21 protein-coding genes and 1 pseudogene are annotated in these 20,962 nt (G+C 44.5%); 8 read left to right on the top strand and 14 right to left on the bottom strand.

What is annotated here, in order from left to right; translation table 11 throughout:
• Positions 1-173 precede the first annotated feature (173 nt).
• From LAY41_RS10860 to LAY41_RS10820, 9 genes and pseudogenes are all read right to left on the bottom strand, one after another.
• Positions 174-1,145, bottom strand: coding sequence for an FTR1 family iron permease (locus tag LAY41_RS10860; RefSeq protein WP_249097261.1), 972 nt, complete (start codon positions 1,143-1,145; stop codon positions 174-176).
• 78 nt (positions 1,146-1,223) lie between these two features.
• The gene (locus LAY41_RS10855) at positions 1,224-1,658 is read right to left on the bottom strand and encodes a ferritin-like domain-containing protein (protein ID WP_249097260.1); all 435 of its coding nucleotides are present in this window, start codon (positions 1,656-1,658) and stop codon (positions 1,224-1,226) included.
• Between the two features lie 35 nt (positions 1,659-1,693).
• Positions 1,694-2,494 carry an EAL domain-containing protein gene (locus tag LAY41_RS10850; RefSeq protein WP_249097259.1) on the bottom strand — a complete coding sequence of 267 codons (801 nt, stop codon included), beginning with the start codon at positions 2,492-2,494 and terminating at the stop codon, positions 1,694-1,696.
• A 113-nt stretch (positions 2,495-2,607) separates the two neighbouring features.
• Positions 2,608-3,624, bottom strand: a complete 1,017-nt coding sequence (locus tag LAY41_RS10845) for a ComEA family DNA-binding protein (protein WP_249097258.1) — start codon at positions 3,622-3,624, stop codon at positions 2,608-2,610.
• Positions 3,625-3,900: 276 nt separating this feature from the next.
• Positions 3,901-4,005 (bottom strand): annotated as a pseudogene (locus LAY41_RS10840) (carbohydrate porin); the annotation flags it as partial.
• 144 nt (positions 4,006-4,149) lie between these two features.
• Positions 4,150-5,151, bottom strand: a complete 1,002-nt coding sequence (locus tag LAY41_RS10835) for a multicopper oxidase domain-containing protein (protein ID WP_249097257.1) — start codon at positions 5,149-5,151, stop codon at positions 4,150-4,152.
• Between the two features lie 52 nt (positions 5,152-5,203).
• Entirely contained in the window at positions 5,204-5,896 is a 693-nt protein-coding gene (locus LAY41_RS10830) for a hypothetical protein (protein WP_249097255.1), read from the bottom strand.
• Between the two features lie 17 nt (positions 5,897-5,913).
• Positions 5,914-6,387, bottom strand: a complete 474-nt coding sequence (locus LAY41_RS10825; RefSeq protein WP_249097254.1) for a hypothetical protein — start codon at positions 6,385-6,387, stop codon at positions 5,914-5,916.
• A gap of 26 nt (positions 6,388-6,413) precedes the next feature.
• Entirely contained in the window at positions 6,414-7,034 is a 621-nt protein-coding gene (locus LAY41_RS10820; protein ID WP_249097253.1) for a hypothetical protein, read from the bottom strand.
• 689 nt (positions 7,035-7,723) lie between these two features.
• On the opposite strand from LAY41_RS10820, the gene LAY41_RS10815 reads away from it, so the two are divergent.
• Positions 7,724-8,314, top strand: a complete 591-nt coding sequence (locus tag LAY41_RS10815) for a hypothetical protein (RefSeq protein ID WP_249097252.1) — start codon at positions 7,724-7,726, stop codon at positions 8,312-8,314.
• A gap of 154 nt (positions 8,315-8,468) precedes the next feature.
• Here LAY41_RS10815 and LAY41_RS10810 read toward each other — a convergent pair whose 3' ends face one another.
• On the bottom strand, positions 8,469-9,020 hold the full coding sequence (locus LAY41_RS10810; protein WP_249097251.1) for a hypothetical protein: 552 nt from the start codon (positions 9,018-9,020) through the stop codon (positions 8,469-8,471).
• 1 nt (position 9,021) lies between these two features.
• Positions 9,022-10,329: an AAA family ATPase gene (locus LAY41_RS10805; RefSeq protein WP_249097250.1), complete on the bottom strand. Its 1,308-nt coding sequence runs from the start codon at positions 10,327-10,329 to the stop codon at positions 9,022-9,024.
• Positions 10,330-10,427: 98 nt separating this feature from the next.
• On the opposite strand from LAY41_RS10805, the gene LAY41_RS10800 reads away from it, so the two are divergent.
• Positions 10,428-12,026, top strand: coding sequence for an Hsp70 family protein (locus LAY41_RS10800; RefSeq protein ID WP_249097249.1), 1,599 nt, complete (start codon positions 10,428-10,430; stop codon positions 12,024-12,026).
• Positions 12,027-12,127: 101 nt separating this feature from the next.
• Here LAY41_RS10800 and LAY41_RS10795 read toward each other — a convergent pair whose 3' ends face one another.
• Positions 12,128-12,682 carry a L,D-transpeptidase gene (locus LAY41_RS10795; RefSeq protein ID WP_249097246.1) on the bottom strand — a complete coding sequence of 185 codons (555 nt, stop codon included), beginning with the start codon at positions 12,680-12,682 and terminating at the stop codon, positions 12,128-12,130.
• On the opposite strand from LAY41_RS10795, the gene LAY41_RS10790 reads away from it, so the two are divergent.
• Positions 12,669-12,887, top strand: a complete 219-nt coding sequence (locus LAY41_RS10790; protein WP_249097241.1) for a hypothetical protein — start codon at positions 12,669-12,671, stop codon at positions 12,885-12,887. The two genes, LAY41_RS10795 and LAY41_RS10790, sit on opposite strands and share 14 nt — an antisense overlap.
• 167 nt (positions 12,888-13,054) lie before the next feature.
• Here LAY41_RS10790 and LAY41_RS10785 read toward each other — a convergent pair whose 3' ends face one another.
• A complete protein-coding gene (locus LAY41_RS10785) occupies positions 13,055-13,477 on the bottom strand; it encodes a L,D-transpeptidase (protein ID WP_420840315.1) in 423 nt (140 codons plus the stop codon).
• Positions 13,478-13,938: 461 nt separating this feature from the next.
• Positions 13,939-14,586: a bifunctional 4-hydroxy-2-oxoglutarate aldolase/2-dehydro-3-deoxy-phosphogluconate aldolase gene (locus LAY41_RS10780; protein WP_249097237.1), complete on the bottom strand. Its 648-nt coding sequence runs from the start codon at positions 14,584-14,586 to the stop codon at positions 13,939-13,941.
• A 250-nt stretch (positions 14,587-14,836) separates the two neighbouring features.
• Between LAY41_RS10780 and LAY41_RS10775 the strand changes: the two genes are divergently transcribed.
• From LAY41_RS10775 to LAY41_RS32595, 5 genes are all read left to right on the top strand, one after another.
• Positions 14,837-15,010: a hypothetical protein gene (locus LAY41_RS10775; protein WP_249097236.1), complete on the top strand. Its 174-nt coding sequence runs from the start codon at positions 14,837-14,839 to the stop codon at positions 15,008-15,010.
• A 536-nt stretch (positions 15,011-15,546) separates the two neighbouring features.
• Complete coding sequence (locus LAY41_RS10770; protein WP_249097234.1) at positions 15,547-16,395, top strand: DUF2382 domain-containing protein; 849 nt, start codon at positions 15,547-15,549, stop codon at positions 16,393-16,395.
• A 437-nt stretch (positions 16,396-16,832) separates the two neighbouring features.
• Positions 16,833-17,777 (top strand): DUF2382 domain-containing protein, encoded by a 945-nt coding sequence (locus LAY41_RS10765; protein ID WP_249097232.1) that lies wholly within the window; start codon positions 16,833-16,835, stop codon positions 17,775-17,777.
• Between the two features lie 365 nt (positions 17,778-18,142).
• Positions 18,143-19,003: a DUF2382 domain-containing protein gene (locus tag LAY41_RS10760; protein WP_249097229.1), complete on the top strand. Its 861-nt coding sequence runs from the start codon at positions 18,143-18,145 to the stop codon at positions 19,001-19,003.
• Between the two features lie 101 nt (positions 19,004-19,104).
• Positions 19,105-20,118 (top strand): YsnF/AvaK domain-containing protein, encoded by a 1,014-nt coding sequence (locus tag LAY41_RS32595; RefSeq protein WP_249097228.1) that lies wholly within the window; start codon positions 19,105-19,107, stop codon positions 20,116-20,118.
• Positions 20,119-20,962 lie beyond the last annotated feature (844 nt).

The raw sequence follows: 20,962 nt of genomic DNA, 5'->3' as shown, positions 1-20,962 counted from the left end.
CTACAAAGAAATTGCTCATACCAAATCGGGGTTAACTACCCCCTTTTTCTTGAAGCCCGCGCAGGCGGGCTTTGTTTGTGTAGCTGCGACTTTAGTCGTCAGGTAAAAAAGGGGTCAAGGCTTTTTAAACCTGAAATCTGAAATCTGAAATTATCCCCAGGCCATCATTGCTGTTAAGAACGAACTGATTTATCAGTAGTTGTGGAACTGCTCTTACCATTTTTCGCAGGCAAAGGAGTTCGACTGTTCAAGCTGCGGAAATAAAGACTGCCGATGGTAAATAAAAACACCAGATAACCCAATGCTTGCACGATATAAAGCTTGTCGGCGTAGCCGAACAGAGTATGCAGAATAATGCCGGGAAACTTGTCTTGTGGCAGCAATTGGGTAGTATTCCAAACCATCGGCCCCAAAATGCAGGAGGGGTTCTTGGCAAACCTTTCGTAGTAAAAACAAAGAGATTCTGATTCGCGATTCATCTGCGAGAGACTTTTAACAGCAGTGTCAAAATCTGTCATTGTCGAAACAACCAAACCAGCTACAATTAGGAGCAGCAAAACTCCCATTATCTGGAAAAATCGGCGGATGTCAATCTTGACGCCCCATTTAAATAGAAGCACGCCAATACCAGCTGCCATCGTTATACCGCCAAGTGCGCCCAAAGCGGGAATTAATCCTTGTTGAAATTTAGCTACTATGAACAGAACGGTTTCAAAGCCTTCGCGCAAAACGGCGATTAAAATGAGGCTAAAAACGCCCCAACCGGCTGCCGTTTCGTCTTTGAGAGCAGCGGTTACGGCTCCCTCGACTTGACCTTTTAGGCTACGTGCTTGCCGCGTCATCCAGATTAACATCCAGCTGAGCATAGCGATCGCGCCAACCCCAAAAACAGCCTCTAGCAGCGGCTCTATTACAGGAGCATACTGGGTATTCGATGTGCCTAGCCATTGAATTATCGAGCTAAATAGCACACCCACCATCGCACTCGCTATAATCCCAACCCCGATCCCGGCATAAACCCACGGGTTGAGTTTGCTTTGCTTGGCTTTCTTGAGCAAAGCCAGCACAATCCCCACAACTAAAGCGGCTTCAACCCCTTCTCGCAGGGTAATGATAAACGTAGGTAAAGCAGAACTAAAATCCATAGTAACTCACAAATCACTCATTCAAAAGTCACAAATCACTCATTCAATAATCACTCATTCAATAATGACTAATGAACATTAGCTAAAATCGCGTAACATCTTTTTAATTTCGATGTTGTGCATTTCTTCTGTGCCAATCATAGTACGGGTAAATTCTTCCAGATAAATGCTGGCATTCTCAACTGTATCTAGTAAGGCTTTATAAAGATCCACTGCCTTTTTCTCGTGGGATAAACTTTCCTCCAAAATATCTCGCACGGTGTGTTTGTAGGTTTCTTCCATAGGAGCGATCCGCAGGGTAGGATGCCCCTCTAAACCAGTGAGAATCTCTCCCACTTGTTGGGCATGGGTTAATGATTCATTTGCCTGCAACTTGAAAAATTCCACAATCGGAATCCGGTTGGGGCCAGTCACCATCAGCGAATAATGCGTATAACGCACGACGCCTGCAAGTTCAAATTCCATGATGGTATTTAGCAGGTCTACAGTCTTTTTATGGTCAAGTTCTCTCACGATTTTTCTATCCTTATAAAGTGATGAGTTAACAATTAGGAAATGTAACTTTCATCCATCAAGTTTGGGCTTTCATTACCTTGAGCTAGTATAAACTTATCTCGGAACAAAAACCCCTGTACATAGTCTACACCTAATTCGCCAGCTAATTTCAATTGTTTTTCTGTTTCAACTCCTTCAAATATACACAGATTTCCTTTGGATTTTGCAAAGGCAATCAAACCTTGCAGGAGAATTTTGTATGACTCGCTATAATATATTAGTTCAAACCACCTCCTGTCAAATTTAAGGTAATTGGCATATTCCAACAATTCAAAGGAAAATAAGTTATTTATACCTCCGATGTCATCTAAAGCAACTTTTATCCCACATTTACCTAATAAGCGCATGAAGTTTTTAATATTATCAAGATTGCTGACGCTGGTATTTTCAATAATTTCGACTACGAGGTTGACTTGGTTGGAAAAGGTAGATAACCAATATTTTAACTGATAATCTTCTTCGCAAACATGGGGATCTAAGTTTAAAAATAGATTAAAATTGGCAGGTCTGTGGCAGATTTGAAAGTTTTTTATTCGAGATTCTAGTTTAAAAAATAGCCTTTTGTCTTGATGTAGGGAACCAAATACTAAGTCTGGGGCAATGTATTCGCCATCTATTTGGAATCTTGCCAATGCTTCATAAGCATGAATGATATTATTTTTTGGACAAACTATAGGCTGATATTCACAAAAAAATAAGTTTTTATCTAAAATTTTGATAATATTTGCTTTCATCAAATCTTCTTCTAGGTAAATATTATCTATTTTTGAGTTTCCTGACTTGGTTAAGCTCATGATAGTCCCAGCTATTTAAGGTTATTTGCGATCGGGCCGAAAAAAGTGTCAGTAGGAAGCTAGAAGCCAAAACTCAAACGCTCCCTGCTAACATTGGCAACACAAACGTTGTGTTATTTCCCTACCTTTTGGGTATTTTGCTCAATTGTCTTAATCAGCTGAGACACTTGCTCTGGGGTCAGCACTGGGGCATCTGGCGCGGTGGCGGTGGGCCAAGCTTTGCTCAGCTGAGCCATAGTGGTTTCGATCGCTTTGTGAGCTTCTGGATTTTCCTTAGCCACGCTAGAGGCGATCGTTTGATAAAGGGTATTGGCGTAGATGACGAAGCCGCGTGAGTCTTGATACTCAATTGCAGCTGCCACTTTACCATTTGCGATCGCAGCTGTATATTCGGCGTTAGCGGTATCCAGCAACCCATTAATCACCTTCAATACAAATTGAGGAGACTGACGTTGAGTTTCTGGTAGCGACGAGATCGCCCCATCCACCGCCTGCATGGAATTGGCAAACTCCGTACCCACCTTGGCATCCTTCGGCTTGGATTTTACCAAATCTTGGAGACCGGCCAAAGTTGTCTTGAACTCTTTGACTTTGCGTTCGTTGAGCTGATCTTCCACATCGACATAAATCTCTTCCACCGGGTGACCGATGTGAGGTTCAGCCTGCTTTGGCTGTTGCAGATCCAGCAGTTCCTTAGCAACCAACAGATGTCCCTTCATCAAGCCTAATTTGGTCATGTAGTCAACATCTTTGGCTTCACCCGTGAGTACGACATCTTCGATCGTCACCATATCTTTAATCTGGTCAAATTGCTGCTGGTCGATCACCTTTTTAGACACCAGTTCCTCGATGTTGCCGTAGGGACGACTGGATTGAATTTTGTTGGATAGCGCTGGAACGCCTAATTTGGCCTCTAATTTATCTAATTCCGACAAAATTGCCGTATTGATATTGATTTTCGGCTTGCCAGTGCTTGTCATATTGTTACTTCCCATCTCCGTAGCGGCTACAGGGCTGGAAGTTGCGGCTGGGGTTGACGTACTCTCTGTATTTTGAGTACCGCCACAGGAGGTGAGGGCAACTAGGCTGGCGATCGAAACGGCAAGTGACAAAGAACGAAAAGTAAACATTATCTTAATTCTGGGAGTTGGGGGTAGATGGGGAGTCCGGGTTAGGGGTTGGTAGGCAAGAGAATTTTCATTGTATAGCTAGTGAGAAAGATTAGCAATACAGTTGAAAATCTTTCTTATTTGTGCTGGGTTGCACCGCTTCCCAGATGTAGAGTCAATTCATGAATTGACTCTACATCTGTAGTGGATGAGGGGATAAAATGCGTAAGTCCTATAAAAGCTAAATCACCAGTACATTTCTTGCACTACTCTCAATAAGAGGCTCCGCCTCCCGATTTAGAAAGTAAAGGTAGTGCGAACGGTTCCTACGTAGATGGTGTCGTTGCTGTCATTGTGTTCTGGATTGGTAATTACAATTACGCCGGGAGTGACGGAGATATTGTTACTGACTTTGCAATAATTTTCCTCACTAAGCGGGCGTAAACTTGGCCAAGTCGTAGATACCCAGCCCCTTTTCCAACTTTTCCACCTCTGCTACCACCCGCTCTGAAAATCAGAATGTTTTTTGCTATTGAGAGATTTCTGTCAGCTAATCACTTCAAACTGACCCATGCAACCTGCTTGGGCTAGAGCATCTTGATGGGGATGGAACATATATTTCCCCGGATAACGGAAGGCAAACTCTAGAATGTGACGTTCAGCTACGCCCATCGTAATCACGTCAGCCTTCTCGCTAGGAGTTAAGGTCATCCCCGTGCGAAAGACATCAAAGAAGTTGGCGTGCAGATGAAAGGTTACAGCAGCTTCCAACTCAATCATGTTCAGGACGTACAAGCGAATTAGTTGGTCTTTGTAAATGGGGATGGGATGGTGCATATAGTAATGCGGCAACCCATTAAAGGCATAGAGTTCGTTGCGGTTGTCGTCATTTATGTCATAGCCAGCCATGATCAGCACCATTTCATCAGCTGGGGGACGCCCACCCGGTGGATCGATGATGAACATCCCGTACAGCCCTTTGCCGATGTGACGAGTTACGGGCTCAACGTGGCAGTGGTATAGATGGACGCCATAAGGTTCGGCGTCAAACTCATAAATCGTGGCGCTGCCATTTGCTATTGGTTTTACGCCATCCATCTCAGAAGGGTGGACGCCATGAAAATGCAGCGAGTGGGAATGTCCGCCTTTGTTGTGGAAAAGGACTCGGACGCGATCGCCCTCACGCGCCCGCAGAGTAGGCCCAGGTACGCGCCCGTTCACATTCCAGGTATTAAAAGTGACAGCACTATTCAGCTGAAGTGTGGAAGTACTGGCAACCATCCGAAATTCTCGAATAGTGCGTCCGTTCTCTCTCTTGACGATGCCATAGTCAAAATCCCGCAGCATCGCCATTGGGTTAATACTATTGCCAAAGTTGGGTGTATCGCTGGGTATTGGCGGCACTCTTACCTGTGATGTTCGTTTTGGCATCAAAGTTTGGAGTGCTATTCCAGCACCGGCTATCCCAATACCGCCTGCCAATCCCAGCTGCAAAACTTGTCGTCTGCTCCAAGGTTTTCCTTTCTCTGGCACGAAGTGATGACCCATCTAATTCTCAATAGCTACCAGTTCATTATTGCAAATCTTTCTAAAAAGCCTGTTACCTGCTCCTCCAGCCGTGCCAAGGGCTGACCTCAAGTATTCCTCGATGGGTAAAGACGACCTTAAATTGACCGAGAGTTTGGCGGGTACTGACTTTCGCTTGATTGACAGAAAACTCGACCAACGAAGGCAGGGGAGTTTCTTGCACGGAATCCAAGGCCGGTTTAACCAGGGCTTCGTAGCTGGAGATCGCACCATCTTCAGTCACCGTAACGCGGTAGGCTAAAGCCTGCTTAAATCGACGGCCCGATCGCCAAACTTTAGCGATTTTATCGTATACTTTTTGGTTCAATTCCTTTATTTGAACCTCATCACTAATTTCTGCTATTGGGCTGCTGGGAGTAACCGCCATCTGCTCTGTTTGGACGGTTTTGTCTGTACTTCCGCTAATAAAAGGTTGTGCCGTCAGATTATTAGCAACAGTTTGACTTGCATCTACCATTGCTGAAGGCTGCACAGTTTTCTCTGCACTGCCAACAGGAGGCGCAACAGCTACTGATTCGGCAGAAGGCTGTGCCAGCTTACCTTCCTGGGTTAAAGATTTGACGTGAAAACCGGCAAACTTTTGGTTCTGACTAACTCGCAAGAAAGCGAGCGGATAAGTGACTGCGATCGCAATAAACACGCCAATGAAACCAAAAACATATTTGTGCATTTCCCTAGCTGGAATATGCTTAATTTGTTCGGGCATAGTTAAATTTTCACTCCTTACATCAACGGCAAATATGGAAACAGGGGATGCCAGCTCATAGCAGTGGCAGCAATAAACAAGGCAAAGAACCAGAAAAACATCGTTTTAGCTTTGATATTCTTCTTCTTCCAGAGAAAGTATAGTATAGGCCAACTGACAAGCCAGCCTACTAGCAACATCGTTTCTTTGCCGGTGTAACTTCCAATGTTTCCCCATAATTCACTCTTGTTGTGACTTCCCGGTATCCAGCTGCCAATTGCCCAAACAATTTTTTCTCGCGCTTTAGATGTATCTGATAAGTGATGAGTAAACATCATCGTAAAACAGCCGATACCGGCACTAATTAGGGCTGCCGCAGCAGGCCCGGAGACGGTAAGCGGTTTTTGAGAACCTTCAGCCAAGCCATTTGGGAATTTTTTTAATTGCGCCCAAATTCTGCCGTATATAGGTTCGTTTTCCTTCTGAGGTTGGCGGGAGAGTTGTCTAGTCATTCAAGCACCCAATCACCTAATTTAAATTACAAAGCGTGGATTTTTGCAATCCCAAGCCCGGTCACTAAACCACCCATTGCAAAAAACATCATTGCCATCAAACCTACACAGGTGGCTGATAAAACGTGGCGGTTTTGTTTCTCCAGAATTGAGTCGCCGTAATGCCACAGAATCCAGGTGCAAGCTACTCCTAATGGCAATGTAAACAGCACGGTGAATTCGTGGTATTCCATCAGCACGTACTGTGCTAAAGGCGAGTTTTCTTTCAGCCAAGCGCGGGCTCCGCCTAAGTCTATGCCAGCGCGGTATCGCATATAAGCCAAATTGCCGGTGGCTATTCCTAAAAACGCTATAAAAGTTGACCAAAATGTCAGAGTACGCATTTGGGGCAAAATTTTAGTCACGCCCCTCAATAGGGGAAAAGCCAAATGTCCCGTGTAAACTGCAACCACTGTTGCTAACAAGGCACCAAAGCCGTGAATTGTGCCTAACCATCGCTGCCACGGACTGGGATGCAATAAGTTAACAAATGGCAAAAATAGAAACATAAGCGCAGATAGAATGCTGAGGCCATAAACACTGACCTTAGCTATATCTAGCTGTTTGGGAAATTCAGGTGAAATTGATTCGTTCTGTGTCTGTAACACTATGGAAAATCTCTCCTTGGTGTAATTTATACGAACTCCAAATTGCCAGACTAACTTTGTCAGCTAAAGCTTACTGCAATTTATTTGCAATAAAAATCATATAGCTATTGACTTTATCGTCAATATGCTTTTAATATTTCTTAATAAACTTTTGAATTTCTTAACAATATGACCAAAAATTATTTTTATTAACTATAATGACAATTTCGTGGTATAGTTATGCGTCAATTCTGTTTTTGCCTAAACAAGAACAAGTATTCTTTCCCGTTTTTGAAGAAATCCCGTTGCAATACTCGGTTCGAGATGTAATCTTGCCATCGTTCGAGTTCATCTATGCAAAAGCGATCGCACCCTTCAATAGACCTCTCCAAAAAACATTGTAGAGACGTTTCATGAAACGTCTCTACAATGGTTCTAGGCAACGCACCTTTAATTTCTGGAGAGGTCTAATAGACCTCTCCAAAAACCAGGGTTGCAATCTTGATATACAAGGCTTCCAGAACTGACGGGGTGCTTTGACGTTCTCACTGGTTCGCGACTGGATGATCGAGAACGTCTAAACAAGTTTGTCATCTGACCTATCAGGTGACATTAAGAAATATTTAGTTTCGTATCAATCTAAAGAGCTATTCTCTAGGATAGAGGGTGTCACTCATCCTCCAGTAGCTTTTAATTGGTGCGTGCAAAATATGGATTCTTTCTCTGATAAACTCATCCATTTTGTAGTAGGGCTAGCCGTTGGAGCCGGTTATTGGTGGCTGTTAGAACGCTACGCCAAAGAAGGGGTGAAGAGGATTAACCCCATTTGGTTTTTGGTAATGCTGATCTGGGGAGCAAGTGGGTTATTCTTCTTCCGCAAACTGCATATCCCCGTCTTATCCGACCAGTTTTTCTACATGGCAGTTCCAGACTGGGATATTCCGCTCTACAACTGGACGAGGTTCAGATTTTTAATCCACCGCAGTTGGCTATTTCATTCTACTTTGTTTCCTCTAGGTTTGCTCATCCTTAGCTGGTGGGGTATGAAGCGCGATCGATCTTATTCTGACAGCAGTAACCAGTGGTGGCGGTGGTTAAGAGATGCTGCAATTGGTCTATCTGTCGGGATGTCCGCACACCTAATTTGGGATGCTTTGCTATCCTCTACGAAACGCGGATTTACGATCTTTGGCTGGAATTATTCTGATTCTATAACTTGGTTGGTATTAAATCAAATTCTGGGACTTGGTATTCCCTTTTTAATAATTTGGGCGCTGGACAATTCATTGACTGAAGAGTAGTTAGAGTTAAAAATTATGTTATTCACAACTTCTACTTTATTAGTGTTTTTTTTAATCACATTCTGTACCTATTTGTCAACGGACTAAATTCTGCTTTGTAATGCTCTCTGAATTTGCTAATGGCTAATGGCTAATTCTTCATGGAAATTAGTCATTAGCAACTTTCTTCGGGTCGGAATCCTAATTGTCGCTCTATTTCAGGTTCTGCACCATTTTCAAGCCAAAGAAGGGCTTGCTCTTCTGGTCTCGCTGGGTTGACCCATACAATATCTTTGAGTTCGTTAACCTGTTCTGCTGCTTTGGCAAAAAATTTCCTAACTCTGTCATCAAGAGAAATTACAATTTTATCTGTTGCCAGTGCTGCTTCAATTAATAATAGATCTTTAATCATTGCCGAGCGCTGATTGTCGAACTCGGTAAAATCTTCAACTTGGCTCCACAATTCATCATCCACCACAATCTCAGAGAGATATTCCAGCTTTTTCTTTGCCACCATTGAGGAACGCCATCGACTGGCAAAAATTGATTGATGCTTATTCCACTCCTCTTTAATATCTGGTGTCATAACGATTCGGTGACAGATATTCCGTACAGCTTTGAGAAAATCGCGGCAGTTTTGAGATTTTGGATCTTTTGCATCTTCGCTACCAGCAGCACGCGCTACAGAGGCATAAATCACAAGGCGTTTGGAAACCTTAGCTGACATATTAACGTCTCGCTAGACGGGACTCAGCTGCATCAAGATAGCGGCTTTCTTCTTCAAGAGCAATATCAGAAAAATCTTCAGGCCATTCTCCAAAAGCTCCTGCATCATCTAGATTGGCACTACTTACTTCTGTAACACCATCATCGCGCCGTTTGAACCAGTGAAGTTTGACGTTTTTTGGTGGAATTTTACCTTCAGCAACTAATGATTGAATACGCCTGAGTAGCAAATCGCTATGTGTTTCTACAACTACTCGCACACCTCGATTTGCAGCATCGGCTAATACCTCTGCCAAAGTAGCTTGAGCGCGAGGATGTAGGTGAATTTCTGGCTGTTCGAGATAAACTAATTGTCCCGGTTCTGCTACGAGTAGAGCAACTAGAACTGGTAAAGTTTGTGACACACCAAAGCCAACATCAGCAAGACTTACCATATCACTTGCTTCACCACTACGAGGCAAACGTCCTACACGCAACTCAAACTGTACATCATTAAGCTGTTTTGCATCAACTTTCCAAGTTAGTCCAAGTTTTTTAAGATCTGTTTCTAATTGTCTAAGTCTATTATCTTCTGTATTCTGCCAATGATTGATTACGCTGGCAACGTAATTCTCAAAAGTGCCAGTAAATTCGTGACCAACGGCTGTGGTATTGTAAGTTCGTTCGGGATTTCCTCTTAAACCTGGAACGTGGATGATGTGGCGAATGTGTTTTTGGAAATCACTAGAAATAGCAGAGTAAATAAAGGAACCTCCTAGCAATGTAAAGTCCAAAAAACCTCTGGCACTAACCACGCTTGTATTAAGCGGAGCTTCATCTGCATAAAACACCAAATCGTCGTAATTAGTAGATATTGATTCGGGAAGTATTTTTGACACTTCTTGATGAGTCATTCCCGGTGAAATAGTAATTGGCTCATTAGCAATGTGATATGTCGATCGAACGACTTGAATACCCTGTTTTGGCTGCTTAGCAAACGTGCTGATTAAAGGATTATCATCTATGTCAATTTTAATAGTAAAGTTATCAGTATCGGTTTTTCCAGACAATTTAGACAAAAGCTGATCTACTGAAGTAAATTTAACATTAGGGCCATTGAGTAAAAGAGCGCCAGGGTCATAAGTTGCTTCTAGAGTCTGCTTTAGTAGCAGTAATGGCTGCATGATGCTGGACTTACCCGAACTGTTAGCACCTGCAAGAATTGTGAGGGGACGCACCTCAATGCTGCATTTTTCGTAAAGAGACTTATAGCCACGCACTGAAATGCCATCAATTCCGCGTCCAAAAAGAGAGAAAGTGGATTCACTCATAATGCTGTGTTTGCGTTTGGGCTGCTCTATACTATAGTACGATCGAATCCCAATCTACTGGTAAACTAGGTGAATGACGATGCCTACGGCTCGGAACTATGTCCTACGCAATCGATTTCGGAACTAGCAACACGGTAATCACGCGCTGGAACCCAGTCACCCAGAAGCCAGAAACCTTAAGCTTACCGGGTGTGTCGGTGACGCTTGGGCAAAATCCCCCCCTGATTCCCAGTCTGCTTTATGTTGAGGATGCCTCCTCCGGTAAGGTGGTAGTTGGACAGGCGGTGCTAGAGAGGGGTCTTGACCTCAAATCCGACCCCCGATTTTTCCGCAGTTTCAAACGCGGTATTGGCGCTCCAATCCAAGGATTTCTTCCCGAACTGGATGGAAAGATAGTTACTTTTGAGCAGGTTGGACAATGGTTCTTGTCTAATCTGATTGAAAAACTGCAAGCTACTTTGCCAGATGTCGGACAATCTTTAATATTGACTGTGCCGGTAGATAGTTTTGAAGCTTATCGCCACTGGTTAGGTCAAGTTTGCCAATCCCTGTCCGTTGAACAGGTGCGAATGCTGGATGAGCCTACAGCAGCGGCTTTGGGCTATGGTATGGGCGATCGGCAAGTTATCCTAGTAATAGATTTTGGCGGCGGTACGCTGGATCTTTCCCTGGTGCGGCTGGATAGTTCAGCCAGCAAAAAACCTCTGGGTTTTATTCTCAAATGGGGTGAGAAATCTCTCGCTGAGTCTTCAAGCCAAAAGATAAAAACAGCCCGCGTACTGGCAAAAGCTGGACAAAATTTGGGCGGTTCGGATATTGATAATTGGCTAATCGATTATTTCGCAAAAACTCAAGGTTTGGCATCAACAGCGCTGACAACTCGCTTGGCAGAACGGTTAAAAATTAAGCTTTCTTTGCAAAAACAGGCGAATGAAGTTTATTTTAATGATGAAACTTTTGAAAGCTATGAGCTAGAATTAGACCGCGATCGCTTTGAAACTATTCTCAAAGAACATCAGTTTTTTGAACGACTGGATGAGTCAATAAATCAAGTGCTACAGCAAGCACGACGCCAAGGTTTAGAAGTTGCCGATATTGATGCTGTTTTGTTAGTTGGCGGTACGGTGCAAATCCCATCTGTGCAAACTTGGGTGCAGCAATACTTCGAGGCGACAAAAATTCGTTGCGATCGACCTTTTGAAGCGATCGCACAAGGTGCTATCCAGCTAACCCAAGGTTTTGAACTCAAAGACTTTCTCTACCACAGTTACGGCATCCGCTACTGGGATAGACGCCACAACCAACACAACTGGCATCCTTTAATTAAAGCTGGACAGCCTTACCCCATGAGCGATCCGGTAGAATTATTGCTGGGTGCCTCAGTGGAAAACCAACCCAGCATTGAATTAATAGTTGGGGAATTGGGTGCTGAAACTGGCGGCGGTACAGAAGTTTATTTTGATGGCGATCGCCTCATTACTCGCAATCTTACCAGCTCTCAGACTCAAGTACAACCTCTAAATGACCGGGAAGGTGCCCGCACGATCGCGCAATTGACACCGCCTGGGTATCCGGGGAGCGATCGTATCAAAGTGCTTTTTCAGGTAGATGACCAACGCTTTCTGCGGATGACCGTTGAAGACCAGCTTACCAACCAAAGGCTGTTGGACGATCGGCCCGTAGTTCAGCTCAGCTAGAACACCGATTCAGTAATGGTAGGGGCGTTCGCGTAGCGAACGCCCCTACAAATTAAAAACGCACCACCAAGTATTACTGAATCGGTGTTCTAGCCCCTAGATTAACGGACTACCACTTTTGTACCCGTGCCAGCCCAGCTAAAGAGCCTCCGAGCTTGTCCTACCGGCAGATTGACGCACCCGTGGCTGACTGGTGTGCCAAAGCGGTTATGCCAGTAAGCACCATGAATGGCATAGCCCCCAGAGTAAAACATTGTATAGGGGACATTTGGAGCTACATATCCCGGCCCACGCATTGTCTTGGCGCGGTACTTGGATTTAATAGTAAAGGTTCCCCGGCGAGTTGGAGTGCCACGCTTGCCGCTGGAAATGGCGGTGGAATAAACCACTTTGCCATTTTCCCAGGCAACTAACCGTTGCTTTGCCAGGTTAACTTCAATCCAGCGTCCTTTAGCACGGGCGACTTTATTGCGTTTCGAGCCCGATTTAGCGACTGTCTTAGTAATTTTATTTTGCTGTAGCTGCGCCTGCCTTGCTGACCTTGATGCCGCTTCAGACGGCATTGACCCGGAAAATAAAGTCACCAGTATTAGCGCCATACCTGCCCAGAAACTTCCTGAGCGACGTAACCAACCAGAGCGAATGATGGTTTCCATAGTTCACTACCTCCTGGGTCTAGATTACTCTATTTCCACTCCTTTCCCGCTCTCAAGAATATCTATAAGGCCGCAGAGGGGCTCCAGGGGCAGAGGGGCAGGGGGGCAGAGGGGCAGAGGGGCAGAGGGGCAGGGGGGCAGAGGGGCAGAGGAGCAGAGGAGCAGAGGAGCAGAGGGGCAGAGGGGCAGAGGGGAAAAAGAATGATATACTCAGCACGGTCTGTGACCGAGCTTTTTTATGCCTGTAGGGGCTTTCGCATTCCGTCAAAGATCTTTGGGTTCAACCAACAAATTATTCACGGAATGCTTCGCCCATTTATGCCCGTGCGAAGTATAAATAATCTTCTGACTTTTGACTTTTGACTTTCCCTGTTATTCGTGGACAATCACTGGCGTACCGACGTTAGACCATTTGAACAGCCATTCAGCGTGATCGAGCGCTACATTGATGCAGCCGTGACTCACCGGAGTGCCAAACCGCTTATGCCAGTAAGCACCGTGAATAGCATAGCCCCCAGAATAGTACATGGTGTGAGGCACGTTGGTAACATCATAACCCTGCCCAGTCATTCGGGCTGATAGGTATTTAATTTGAACTGCAAAGGTGCCGACGCGGGTAGGGGTTGATTGTTTGCCAGTGGAAACAAGAACGGCACGAACGGGACTTGTACCCTCCCAGGCAATCAGCTTTTGGTTGGATAGGTCAACTTCAATCCAGCGTTGCTGGGTTTCTTGCAGATCCAAGATTTTGTTAGCGATTTTATCTTTTAGTGCAATTGTGGTCAGAGTGGGTATTGGCCTACGTTTTTCTACAGTTGTGGTCAGAGTGGATATTGACCTGCCTCTTTGTGTAGTAGTCCTCTGAGTGAATATTGGCCTACGTTTTTGTAGAGTAGTCCTCTGAGCGGTTATTGACCTGCCTCTTTGTAAAGTTGTTCTGGGAGTGGGTATTGACCTGTCTCTTTGTGTAGTAGTCCTCTGAGTGGGTATTGACCTACGTTTTTGTGCGGTTGTTCTGGGAGTGGATATTGACCTGTCTCTTTGTGTAGTAGTCCTCTGAGTGGGTATTGACCTGGCAGAGAATGCAGTTAGAGTTAGTGCAACACCAACCAGTAAAGCTCCAGAACAACGCAACCAGAAAGAAGAAATGATTTTTTTCATCTTGAACTCCTCCTCACACCGGAAAATTTGAATTTTACTGCTTCAGTTCGCTAGCCTCTAGCAGCAACAAGCGCGGGTTTTTTCTGTATGGTATATCAATTAATCGGGTTAGTGGCTAGCTGTTGGATCAGGTTTCGCGCCTGTTGTTCTAGAGCTTCCCAATTTTTGGCTGCGATTAGCTTTTGGGGAAATAGGTCGCCTGCAAGTCCCACTGCGATCGCACCTGCGAGCAAAAATTCTCTCGCATTTTCCAGCGTCACCCCACCAGTGGGTATTAGCGGGATATGTCCCAGCGGCCCTTGTAAACTGCGGATGTAGCGCGATCCTCCCACTGCTTGGATGGGAAACACTTTGACACAGCTGGCTCCTGCTTGATGTGCTGTTACAATTTCTGTTGGAGAGAGCGCCCCTGGTATTATAGGCACACCGGCATCCACCGCCGCCCGAATTAGGGTTGGGTCAACGTGGGGGGTGAAGAGGAATTGGGCACCTGATGCGATCGCCTGCTGCATCTGCTCTAAGTTCAGCAGAGTGCCGCTACCAATAGTACACCCTGGTAATTCGGATCGCAAAAGAGCGATCAGCTCTGGTGCGCGATCGCTATTCCAGGTAATCTCAATCAAGCCCATCCCTCCAGCTGCCACCGCCCTTGCCATCTGGCGACCTAGTTCTAGCTGGGGGGCGCGGATGACAGCGATCGATCGCTGCTGTTGCAACAGCTTTAGCCAACACTGATTAAACATTCTCCACATCTACTATTAGGCATATTTTATATTGTAAATCCTCCAGACTAGCAGTTTTAATTCACAATTTGATTATCTTCAACAATTAACTCCTTAAATTAAGCTTATCAGTTTTCTAGGTCTTTTTATCTAATACATTTGGTGCAGATAATTGCGGAAGTTTATTGACATAAGAGTCAATCATTCTCAAGCAAGATGGATAGATGAAAGTTAAAATGTTATTTTTATCATATAATTTAAGTAAAAGGCTATGGCAATTTTCAAACTCGAAGAGTTTTATCCCGATTACCGTAAAAAACTTTTTGGTGGCGATGACATCACAAATCTTGATGTCTATGCCAGTAGAACTGATAAGAAAATTAGCCCCAAACAAGATGCTCTTGTCGATGAGAAGGGGCTTTCAATTATTTGGTTATCTATATAGGCTTTGGGGATTTATACCAAATCCGGGTTATTTACCCCCTTTATAGTGTGAAGTGTAGGGGTGAAGCATTGCGGCAATAAGTGTATTCCCAAGAGCCAAAGCCTTTCTACCGCAATGCTTCACCCAACTTATGGATAACGGGGGTTTTTATCCCGGATTTGGTATAAGACAAAAAAGTATTACTTCCCATAAATATTTGCATTTTTGATTATAATGAGCAACGACTTTATGTCGATAACATTAGAAAAAGAAGATGAAAATATTTACCATATTTTTACAGTGCCAAGCAGGTTGATGAAGAATACGAAGAGCAAGTAAAGCTACTTTATAAGATACCTATTGGTAGCCATACGCTCACATAGATGAATCAAAAAAAATCCCATTAGCAAGGTGAAACAACTAAAAATAGGCGTTTTTATGCCTAATGACATAGTACATATGTAAACAATTTTAGGTGGTGTATCATTCTATAGAAAGATGCAGATAAACACCCAATGATTATAGGATTTATGTGTAGATAAGGAGATAAGCATACAATGACTCTTGTAAAAATAAAAGATTTTTATCCCAATTACCGTGACGAACTTTTTGATGGCGATGATATCAAGGGTGCTGATGTCTATGCCGATGGAACCGACGATAAGATTGGCACCGTGACAGATGTTCTGGTTGATGACAATAGCGGTCGCTTTCGCTATTTCGTCATCGATTCAGGCTTTTGGGTTTTCGGTAAAAAAGTTTTGCTACCAGTTGGTCGTTCCCGGATCGACGAGGACGAGGAACGCATATATGCGGCGGGGCTGACAAAAGAGCAGGTGGAAAACTTACCTGCGTTCGACGACCTCGACCGGATTGATTACGATTACGAAGATGAAGTCAGAGGGGTTTATCGTCCTCAAGTTGCCAAGGAGCCAGATGATGTAACTTACGATCGCGATAGCTACAACTACGAACAAGAACCAACTTTGTACGGCATCAACGAGCGGGATCATCAGACTCTCCGACTGTACGAAGAACGTCTAGTTGCCAACAAAACTCGCTCCAAAACTGGTGAAGTAGCAGTTGGCAAGCGCGTTGAAACCGAAACTGCACGGGTTTCAGTTCCGATCGAAAAAGAGCGAGTCGTCGTTGAGCGGACTACGCCAGCAGACGCAGGAAGAGCAGTGACTCCCGGTGAGGCTGATTTCCGCGAAGGGGAAATCGCTCGCGTGGAAATCTACGAAGAAACTCCTGACATTCGCAAAGAAGCCTTTGTGCGGGAGGAAGTTACCATCCGCAAGGAAGTCGATCGCGAAACCGTGGATGCCGAAGAAACGCTGCGTCGCGAAGAGTTAGATCTAAACACCCAGGGTACTTCGGTTGTGGATCGACCCCGCAATATCTAGCTTCTCCAGAACTTACGCACTAGCCCCCTAACCCCCCAAATCTGGGGGGGACAAGACTTTTTCTCCCCACTTTCCTCACATGACTATGGCTGAATGGTACTAAGATAAGCTGGATCTAGATCCCCGACAACTTCTGCGAAGTCGGGGATCTGGGCAGCAAATTTTGCTTAACTTGTGCCATTCGACTATGGCTATAAATACTTACGCTGATTTCACTTCACAAGCCTTAATATAATTTAATATTAATTTTTGCAATACCATATAAAAGACGCACTTTCAAAGTTAATACATATCTTTTCATATAAACAAAATACTTAAGTGTTCTACACCCTTTGGTCAATCTGCAAAGCTAGTAATTCAGTCTATAGAAAGATGAAAAATTAACAGCCATTTTTTATTGTTAATAGTATCAAATTAAAAAACCGAGGTAAATAAGCATGGCTCTAATGAAACTCGAAGAATACGATCCAAATTACCGCGAGACTTTTGAGGATGATGACATCAAGGGGTTTGGTGTTTATACAGAAGCCGATGAAAAAATTGGCACTGTAACCGATGTTTTAGTGGATGATAACGGTCATTTCCGTTATTTGGTCGTCGATTTAGGTTTTTGGATTTTTGGCAAGAAAGTTTTACTACCTGTTGGGCTGTCTCGGATCGAGTATGAAGCCGATCGCGTATATGCCACCAATATGACTAAGGAGCAAGCGGAGAACTTACCTGAGTACAGCGATCGCATTGTACCCGATTACGATTACGAAGAACGAGTGAGAAACGTATATCGCACCCCCGCTATGGGAGCATCACTTTATCCTGAAACTGATGCGATGCTACCTGTAGTAACCGCCGCACCTGTTGACGCCGATTATGCGATTTCCTCGCCAGCAGCGATCGGCGATCGAGCTAACTACACAACTTTCGATCGCGATAGCTACAACTACGAGCGAGAACCCTACCTGTACGGGTTGAACGAACAAAATCACCAAACATTCAAGCTGTACGAAGAACGGCTGATTGCAAACAAAACTCGCGCCAAAACTGGTGAAGTAGCAGTTGGCAAGCGCGTTGAAACCGAAACTGCACGGGTTTCTGTTGCGATCGAAAAAGAGCGAATCGTCGTTGAGCGCACTACCCCAGCAGATGCCGGAACAGCAGTTGCTCCTGGCGTGGCTAACTTCCGGGAAGGGGAAGTAGCGCGAATCGAAGTTTACGAAGAAACTCCCGACATTCGCAAAGAAGCCTTTGTGCGCGAGGAAGTTGTAGTCAAGAAAGTAATAGATCGGGAAACAGTTGACGCCGAGGAAACGATTCGTCGCGAAGAGTTAGATATCGACAGCGATGTAAATTCGATGAAAAATAGAACATCTGACGATCGCTTCTAAAACCGGGCTCTCCCGTACAAGCGTGCGATCGGGAAACTCGATCGATTTGCTGAAATCCTTGCGGTATAAAACATTGCTCATGCTCTATGCCCAAAAAATCGAGTTTTCCACAAGCTTGTACGGGACAGGCGGATTGCTCTTCCGAAGCGTTACTCCCTTCGGGCTACAAGATTATGTAGGGGCGAAGCATGACCGCTAGGACTTACGCTTTTCTCCCCCCTAGCCCCCCAAATCTGGGGGGAATGAGGAGGGGGGCTCCCAGATTTGGGGGGGCGGGGAGGGCAAGCTTAATCATTCGCTAGAAAGATGGAACCATCACCTAGATTTTTAACATTTTTGGTAATACCAATTGAGGAGAAAACAAGATGCCCCTTATAAAACTTGAAGATTATTATCCAAATTACCGTGAAACTTTTTCTGGCGACGATATTAAAAAACTCGACCTCTACACAGAAGGAGGCGATAAAGTAGGCAGCGTTCACGATGTATTAGTAGATAATAACGGTCGGTTCCGCTATCTGGTAATTGACACAGGTACTTGGGCTTTTGGCAAGAAAATTTTACTTCCAGTTGGTCTTTCTCGCATCGACTACGAGCAGCATCGCGTCTTTGTCGATGGTTTGAATAAAGAGCAAGTTCAAAATTTACCCGCATACAACGAAAATCAAGCCGTTGACTACGATTATGAAGAGCAGTTGAGGGGAGTTTATCGTCCGCTGGCTTCTACCGCAACTGCTGATACCGGAGAGTCTATTCTTGCAGCCCAAAGTTATAATCGCGATACCTACAACTACGATCGAGAACCGTACTTGTACGACATAAATGAGGGTGAAGGTCAAACATTACGGCTGTACGAAGAACGGCTGATTGCCAACAAGGAACGCCACAAGGTAGGTGAAGTGGCGGTTAGTAAGCGCGTGGAAACAGAAACGGCACGAGTTTCTGTTTCAGTCGAAAAAGAGCGCATTGTCATTGAGCGAAACACCCCCGCAGATGCAAGAGCGATAATTCCCAACGATGCCGACTTCCAGGCAGGGGAAGTGGCGCGTATGGAAGTTTACGAAGAAAGCGCTAACATTCAAAAACAAGCTTTTGTACGTGAAGAAGTAAGTTTCCGAAAAGAAGTCGAACACCATACAGTTGATGCCGAAGAAACTGTTCGTCGCGAAGAGCTAGATATTAACACTGAAGGTAATCCAGTTGTAGATAATCCTAATCGTATATAGCTAGTCCTGTCAGAGCGGGTTTGCCAACAGAATTCTTCAGCTAGCTGAATGTCTTCAGCATTTCAAAATAGTACAGGCAAAGCGACACAAAAGCTTTGCCTGTGCTTGAAAAGATTCAATCCCACTTTTCCATTAATACACTTTCCAAAATAGCCAAAGATATGAACACCGAAACATCTGTAAAAAAGGTTGAAACTGCCAATAAAAATCTTCGGATAAAGGTGTTGCTGGATAAGCTAAGAAATAAGCTAAAAAACTTTTATGTGTTGGACAGTGCAGGCCGTTTTCTGGGCAGAGTAAAGGATGTACATCTTGATAAGTCACGTCAGCTAAACTTAGTTATATCTGATGCTGATACCCAGCGAAATTCACGACCGTTTTTATTAAGAAGCAGCCACATTCAGCAAGTGAATTATCAAAGCCAATCACTTTTAGTGGATATTAGTATGACTGAAATACAGCCGATGCCTGAACACACAAGCTCACAGACTTCGGGAATGCAGTCTTCACAAAGGTCAGTCGAAGCGGTTCAGGCAAAGGATACTCTATCGCCTGTGATAGGTAACGTTAACGTTAGTCCGGCACCAACTCATTACGCTAGCTCTTATGCAGACCAGATGTCTTCCACAGAGGAGTTGCAGGATCATCTAGAATTACCTGAAAATGATGATTCCTCAGAAGATGCTGACGCACCAGATATTGTGGAAGAAGAGGTTATTCGGTTACTGGAAGAACGACTGGTCGTTAACCTTAACAAACGAAAGGTAGGCGAAGTAGTTGTTCGCAAACAAATCGAAACTCGGATGGTACAGGTGCCAGTCCAGTATGAAGTACTGATTGTTGAACAAGTCAGTCCAGAAGTAAAAATATTAGCAGAAATTGATTTAGGACAAGGAGAAATTCCTGCTATTGAAGCGACTGAAATTGTTAAACCGGACATTCAGCCAAATGTCAGCGGTGAATTTACTTCTCTTAAAACTGCGAGCTTGCTTTTAGATGCCATTGCTAAGCAGAAACCTCACGGGTGCAAGCTAGTGCGTGTTGAAGTTGTGCTTGAAGATACCCAACATCAGAAAACTTATCAGGAGTGGTTCGATCGCTGTTCTGAAACCTGATAAACTGTGGCGCATCTAAATTGTACAGGACTTACGCACTAACCAAGGTTTTGCCCCCCCGACCCTCCAAATCTCAGCAGGGCTAGGGGGGAGAAAAGCGTAAGTCATATTGTACTTTTGGGAGGCTGAAAACCTTACCGTGCGGTCAAGAGCTTGAAAAATTTAGATGCGTCTTAGCGATTGTGCATCGCCAAAACCTATTGTAGGGGGACCGGGACTTACCATGATTGTTGGCGCTTTTACCCCTAGATGTAGGGGCAATTCATGCCCCTAGATGTAGTAGGTGCCAAATCGAATGCGTAAGTACTAGGGATATCAAGCCGCACAACATCGTGCGCTGGCACAGGCGCAATTGGTGTAGATTAATACTGGGACTATAAGGATAAGGGAAGTGATACCAAATCCGGGATAAAAACCCCCGTTATCCATAAGTTGGGTGAAGCATTGCGGTAGAAAGGCTTTGGCTCTTGGGAATACACTTATTGCCGCAATGCTTCACCCCTACACTTCACACTATAAAGGGGGTAAATAACCCGGATTTGGTATGAGCGACATTTTTATGGTCTGCAGAGGCGGCAGGAGCGATCGCGCAAACTGCTATCTCTAGGCGAAAAAAATAAAAGCAAATAAAAAAAGACATATTTAGAGAGTTTAGGGGCTTTCTTGGGCATTCTAAAGCAAAAGGCTCAAGGCAGCCGCTGGCAATTCATGCTATAACTTTTCTGTTGACAAATCCTTATCTAAGGTGTAGTATCTGCCTTTTATTGCTTGAGTTATGATAAAATTTTTAGGCCCTGAGTTCGCCTCTTTACAAGAATGCGCCCTAGATTTAACCGCTGAAGTG

The sequence above is a fragment of the Argonema galeatum A003/A1 genome, from assembly GCF_023333595.1.
In the GTDB taxonomy this organism is placed as follows: domain Bacteria; phylum Cyanobacteriota; class Cyanobacteriia; order Cyanobacteriales; family Aerosakkonemataceae; genus Argonema; species Argonema galeatum.
This window is presented reverse-complemented; position numbering and strand designations above follow the sequence as displayed.

Coding starts and splice junctions, on each gene's coding strand:
- LAY41_RS10860 (WP_249097261.1), bottom strand. CDS start 1,145: ATGGATTTTAGTTCTGCTTTACCTACGTTTATCATTACCCTGCGAGAA.
- LAY41_RS10850 (WP_249097259.1), bottom strand. CDS start 2,494: ATGAGCTTAACCAAGTCAGGAAACTCAAAAATAGATAATATTTACCTA.
- LAY41_RS10845 (WP_249097258.1), bottom strand. CDS start 3,624: ATGTTTACTTTTCGTTCTTTGTCACTTGCCGTTTCGATCGCCAGCCTA.
- LAY41_RS10835 (WP_249097257.1), bottom strand. CDS start 5,151: ATGGGTCATCACTTCGTGCCAGAGAAAGGAAAACCTTGGAGCAGACGA.
- LAY41_RS10830 (WP_249097255.1), bottom strand. CDS start 5,896: ATGCCCGAACAAATTAAGCATATTCCAGCTAGGGAAATGCACAAATAT.
- LAY41_RS10825 (WP_249097254.1), bottom strand. CDS start 6,387: ATGACTAGACAACTCTCCCGCCAACCTCAGAAGGAAAACGAACCTATA.
- LAY41_RS10815 (WP_249097252.1), top strand. CDS start 7,724: ATGGATTCTTTCTCTGATAAACTCATCCATTTTGTAGTAGGGCTAGCC.
- LAY41_RS10810 (WP_249097251.1), bottom strand. CDS start 9,020: ATGTCAGCTAAGGTTTCCAAACGCCTTGTGATTTATGCCTCTGTAGCG.
- LAY41_RS10805 (WP_249097250.1), bottom strand. CDS start 10,329: ATGAGTGAATCCACTTTCTCTCTTTTTGGACGCGGAATTGATGGCATT.
- LAY41_RS10800 (WP_249097249.1), top strand. CDS start 10,428: ATGTCCTACGCAATCGATTTCGGAACTAGCAACACGGTAATCACGCGC.
- LAY41_RS10790 (WP_249097241.1), top strand. CDS start 12,669: ATGATGGTTTCCATAGTTCACTACCTCCTGGGTCTAGATTACTCTATT.
- LAY41_RS10795 (WP_249097246.1), bottom strand. CDS start 12,682: ATGGAAACCATCATTCGCTCTGGTTGGTTACGTCGCTCAGGAAGTTTC.
- LAY41_RS10780 (WP_249097237.1), bottom strand. CDS start 14,586: ATGTTTAATCAGTGTTGGCTAAAGCTGTTGCAACAGCAGCGATCGATC.
- LAY41_RS10775 (WP_249097236.1), top strand. CDS start 14,837: ATGGCAATTTTCAAACTCGAAGAGTTTTATCCCGATTACCGTAAAAAA.
- LAY41_RS10770 (WP_249097234.1), top strand. CDS start 15,547: ATGACTCTTGTAAAAATAAAAGATTTTTATCCCAATTACCGTGACGAA.
- LAY41_RS10765 (WP_249097232.1), top strand. CDS start 16,833: ATGGCTCTAATGAAACTCGAAGAATACGATCCAAATTACCGCGAGACT.
- LAY41_RS10760 (WP_249097229.1), top strand. CDS start 18,143: ATGCCCCTTATAAAACTTGAAGATTATTATCCAAATTACCGTGAAACT.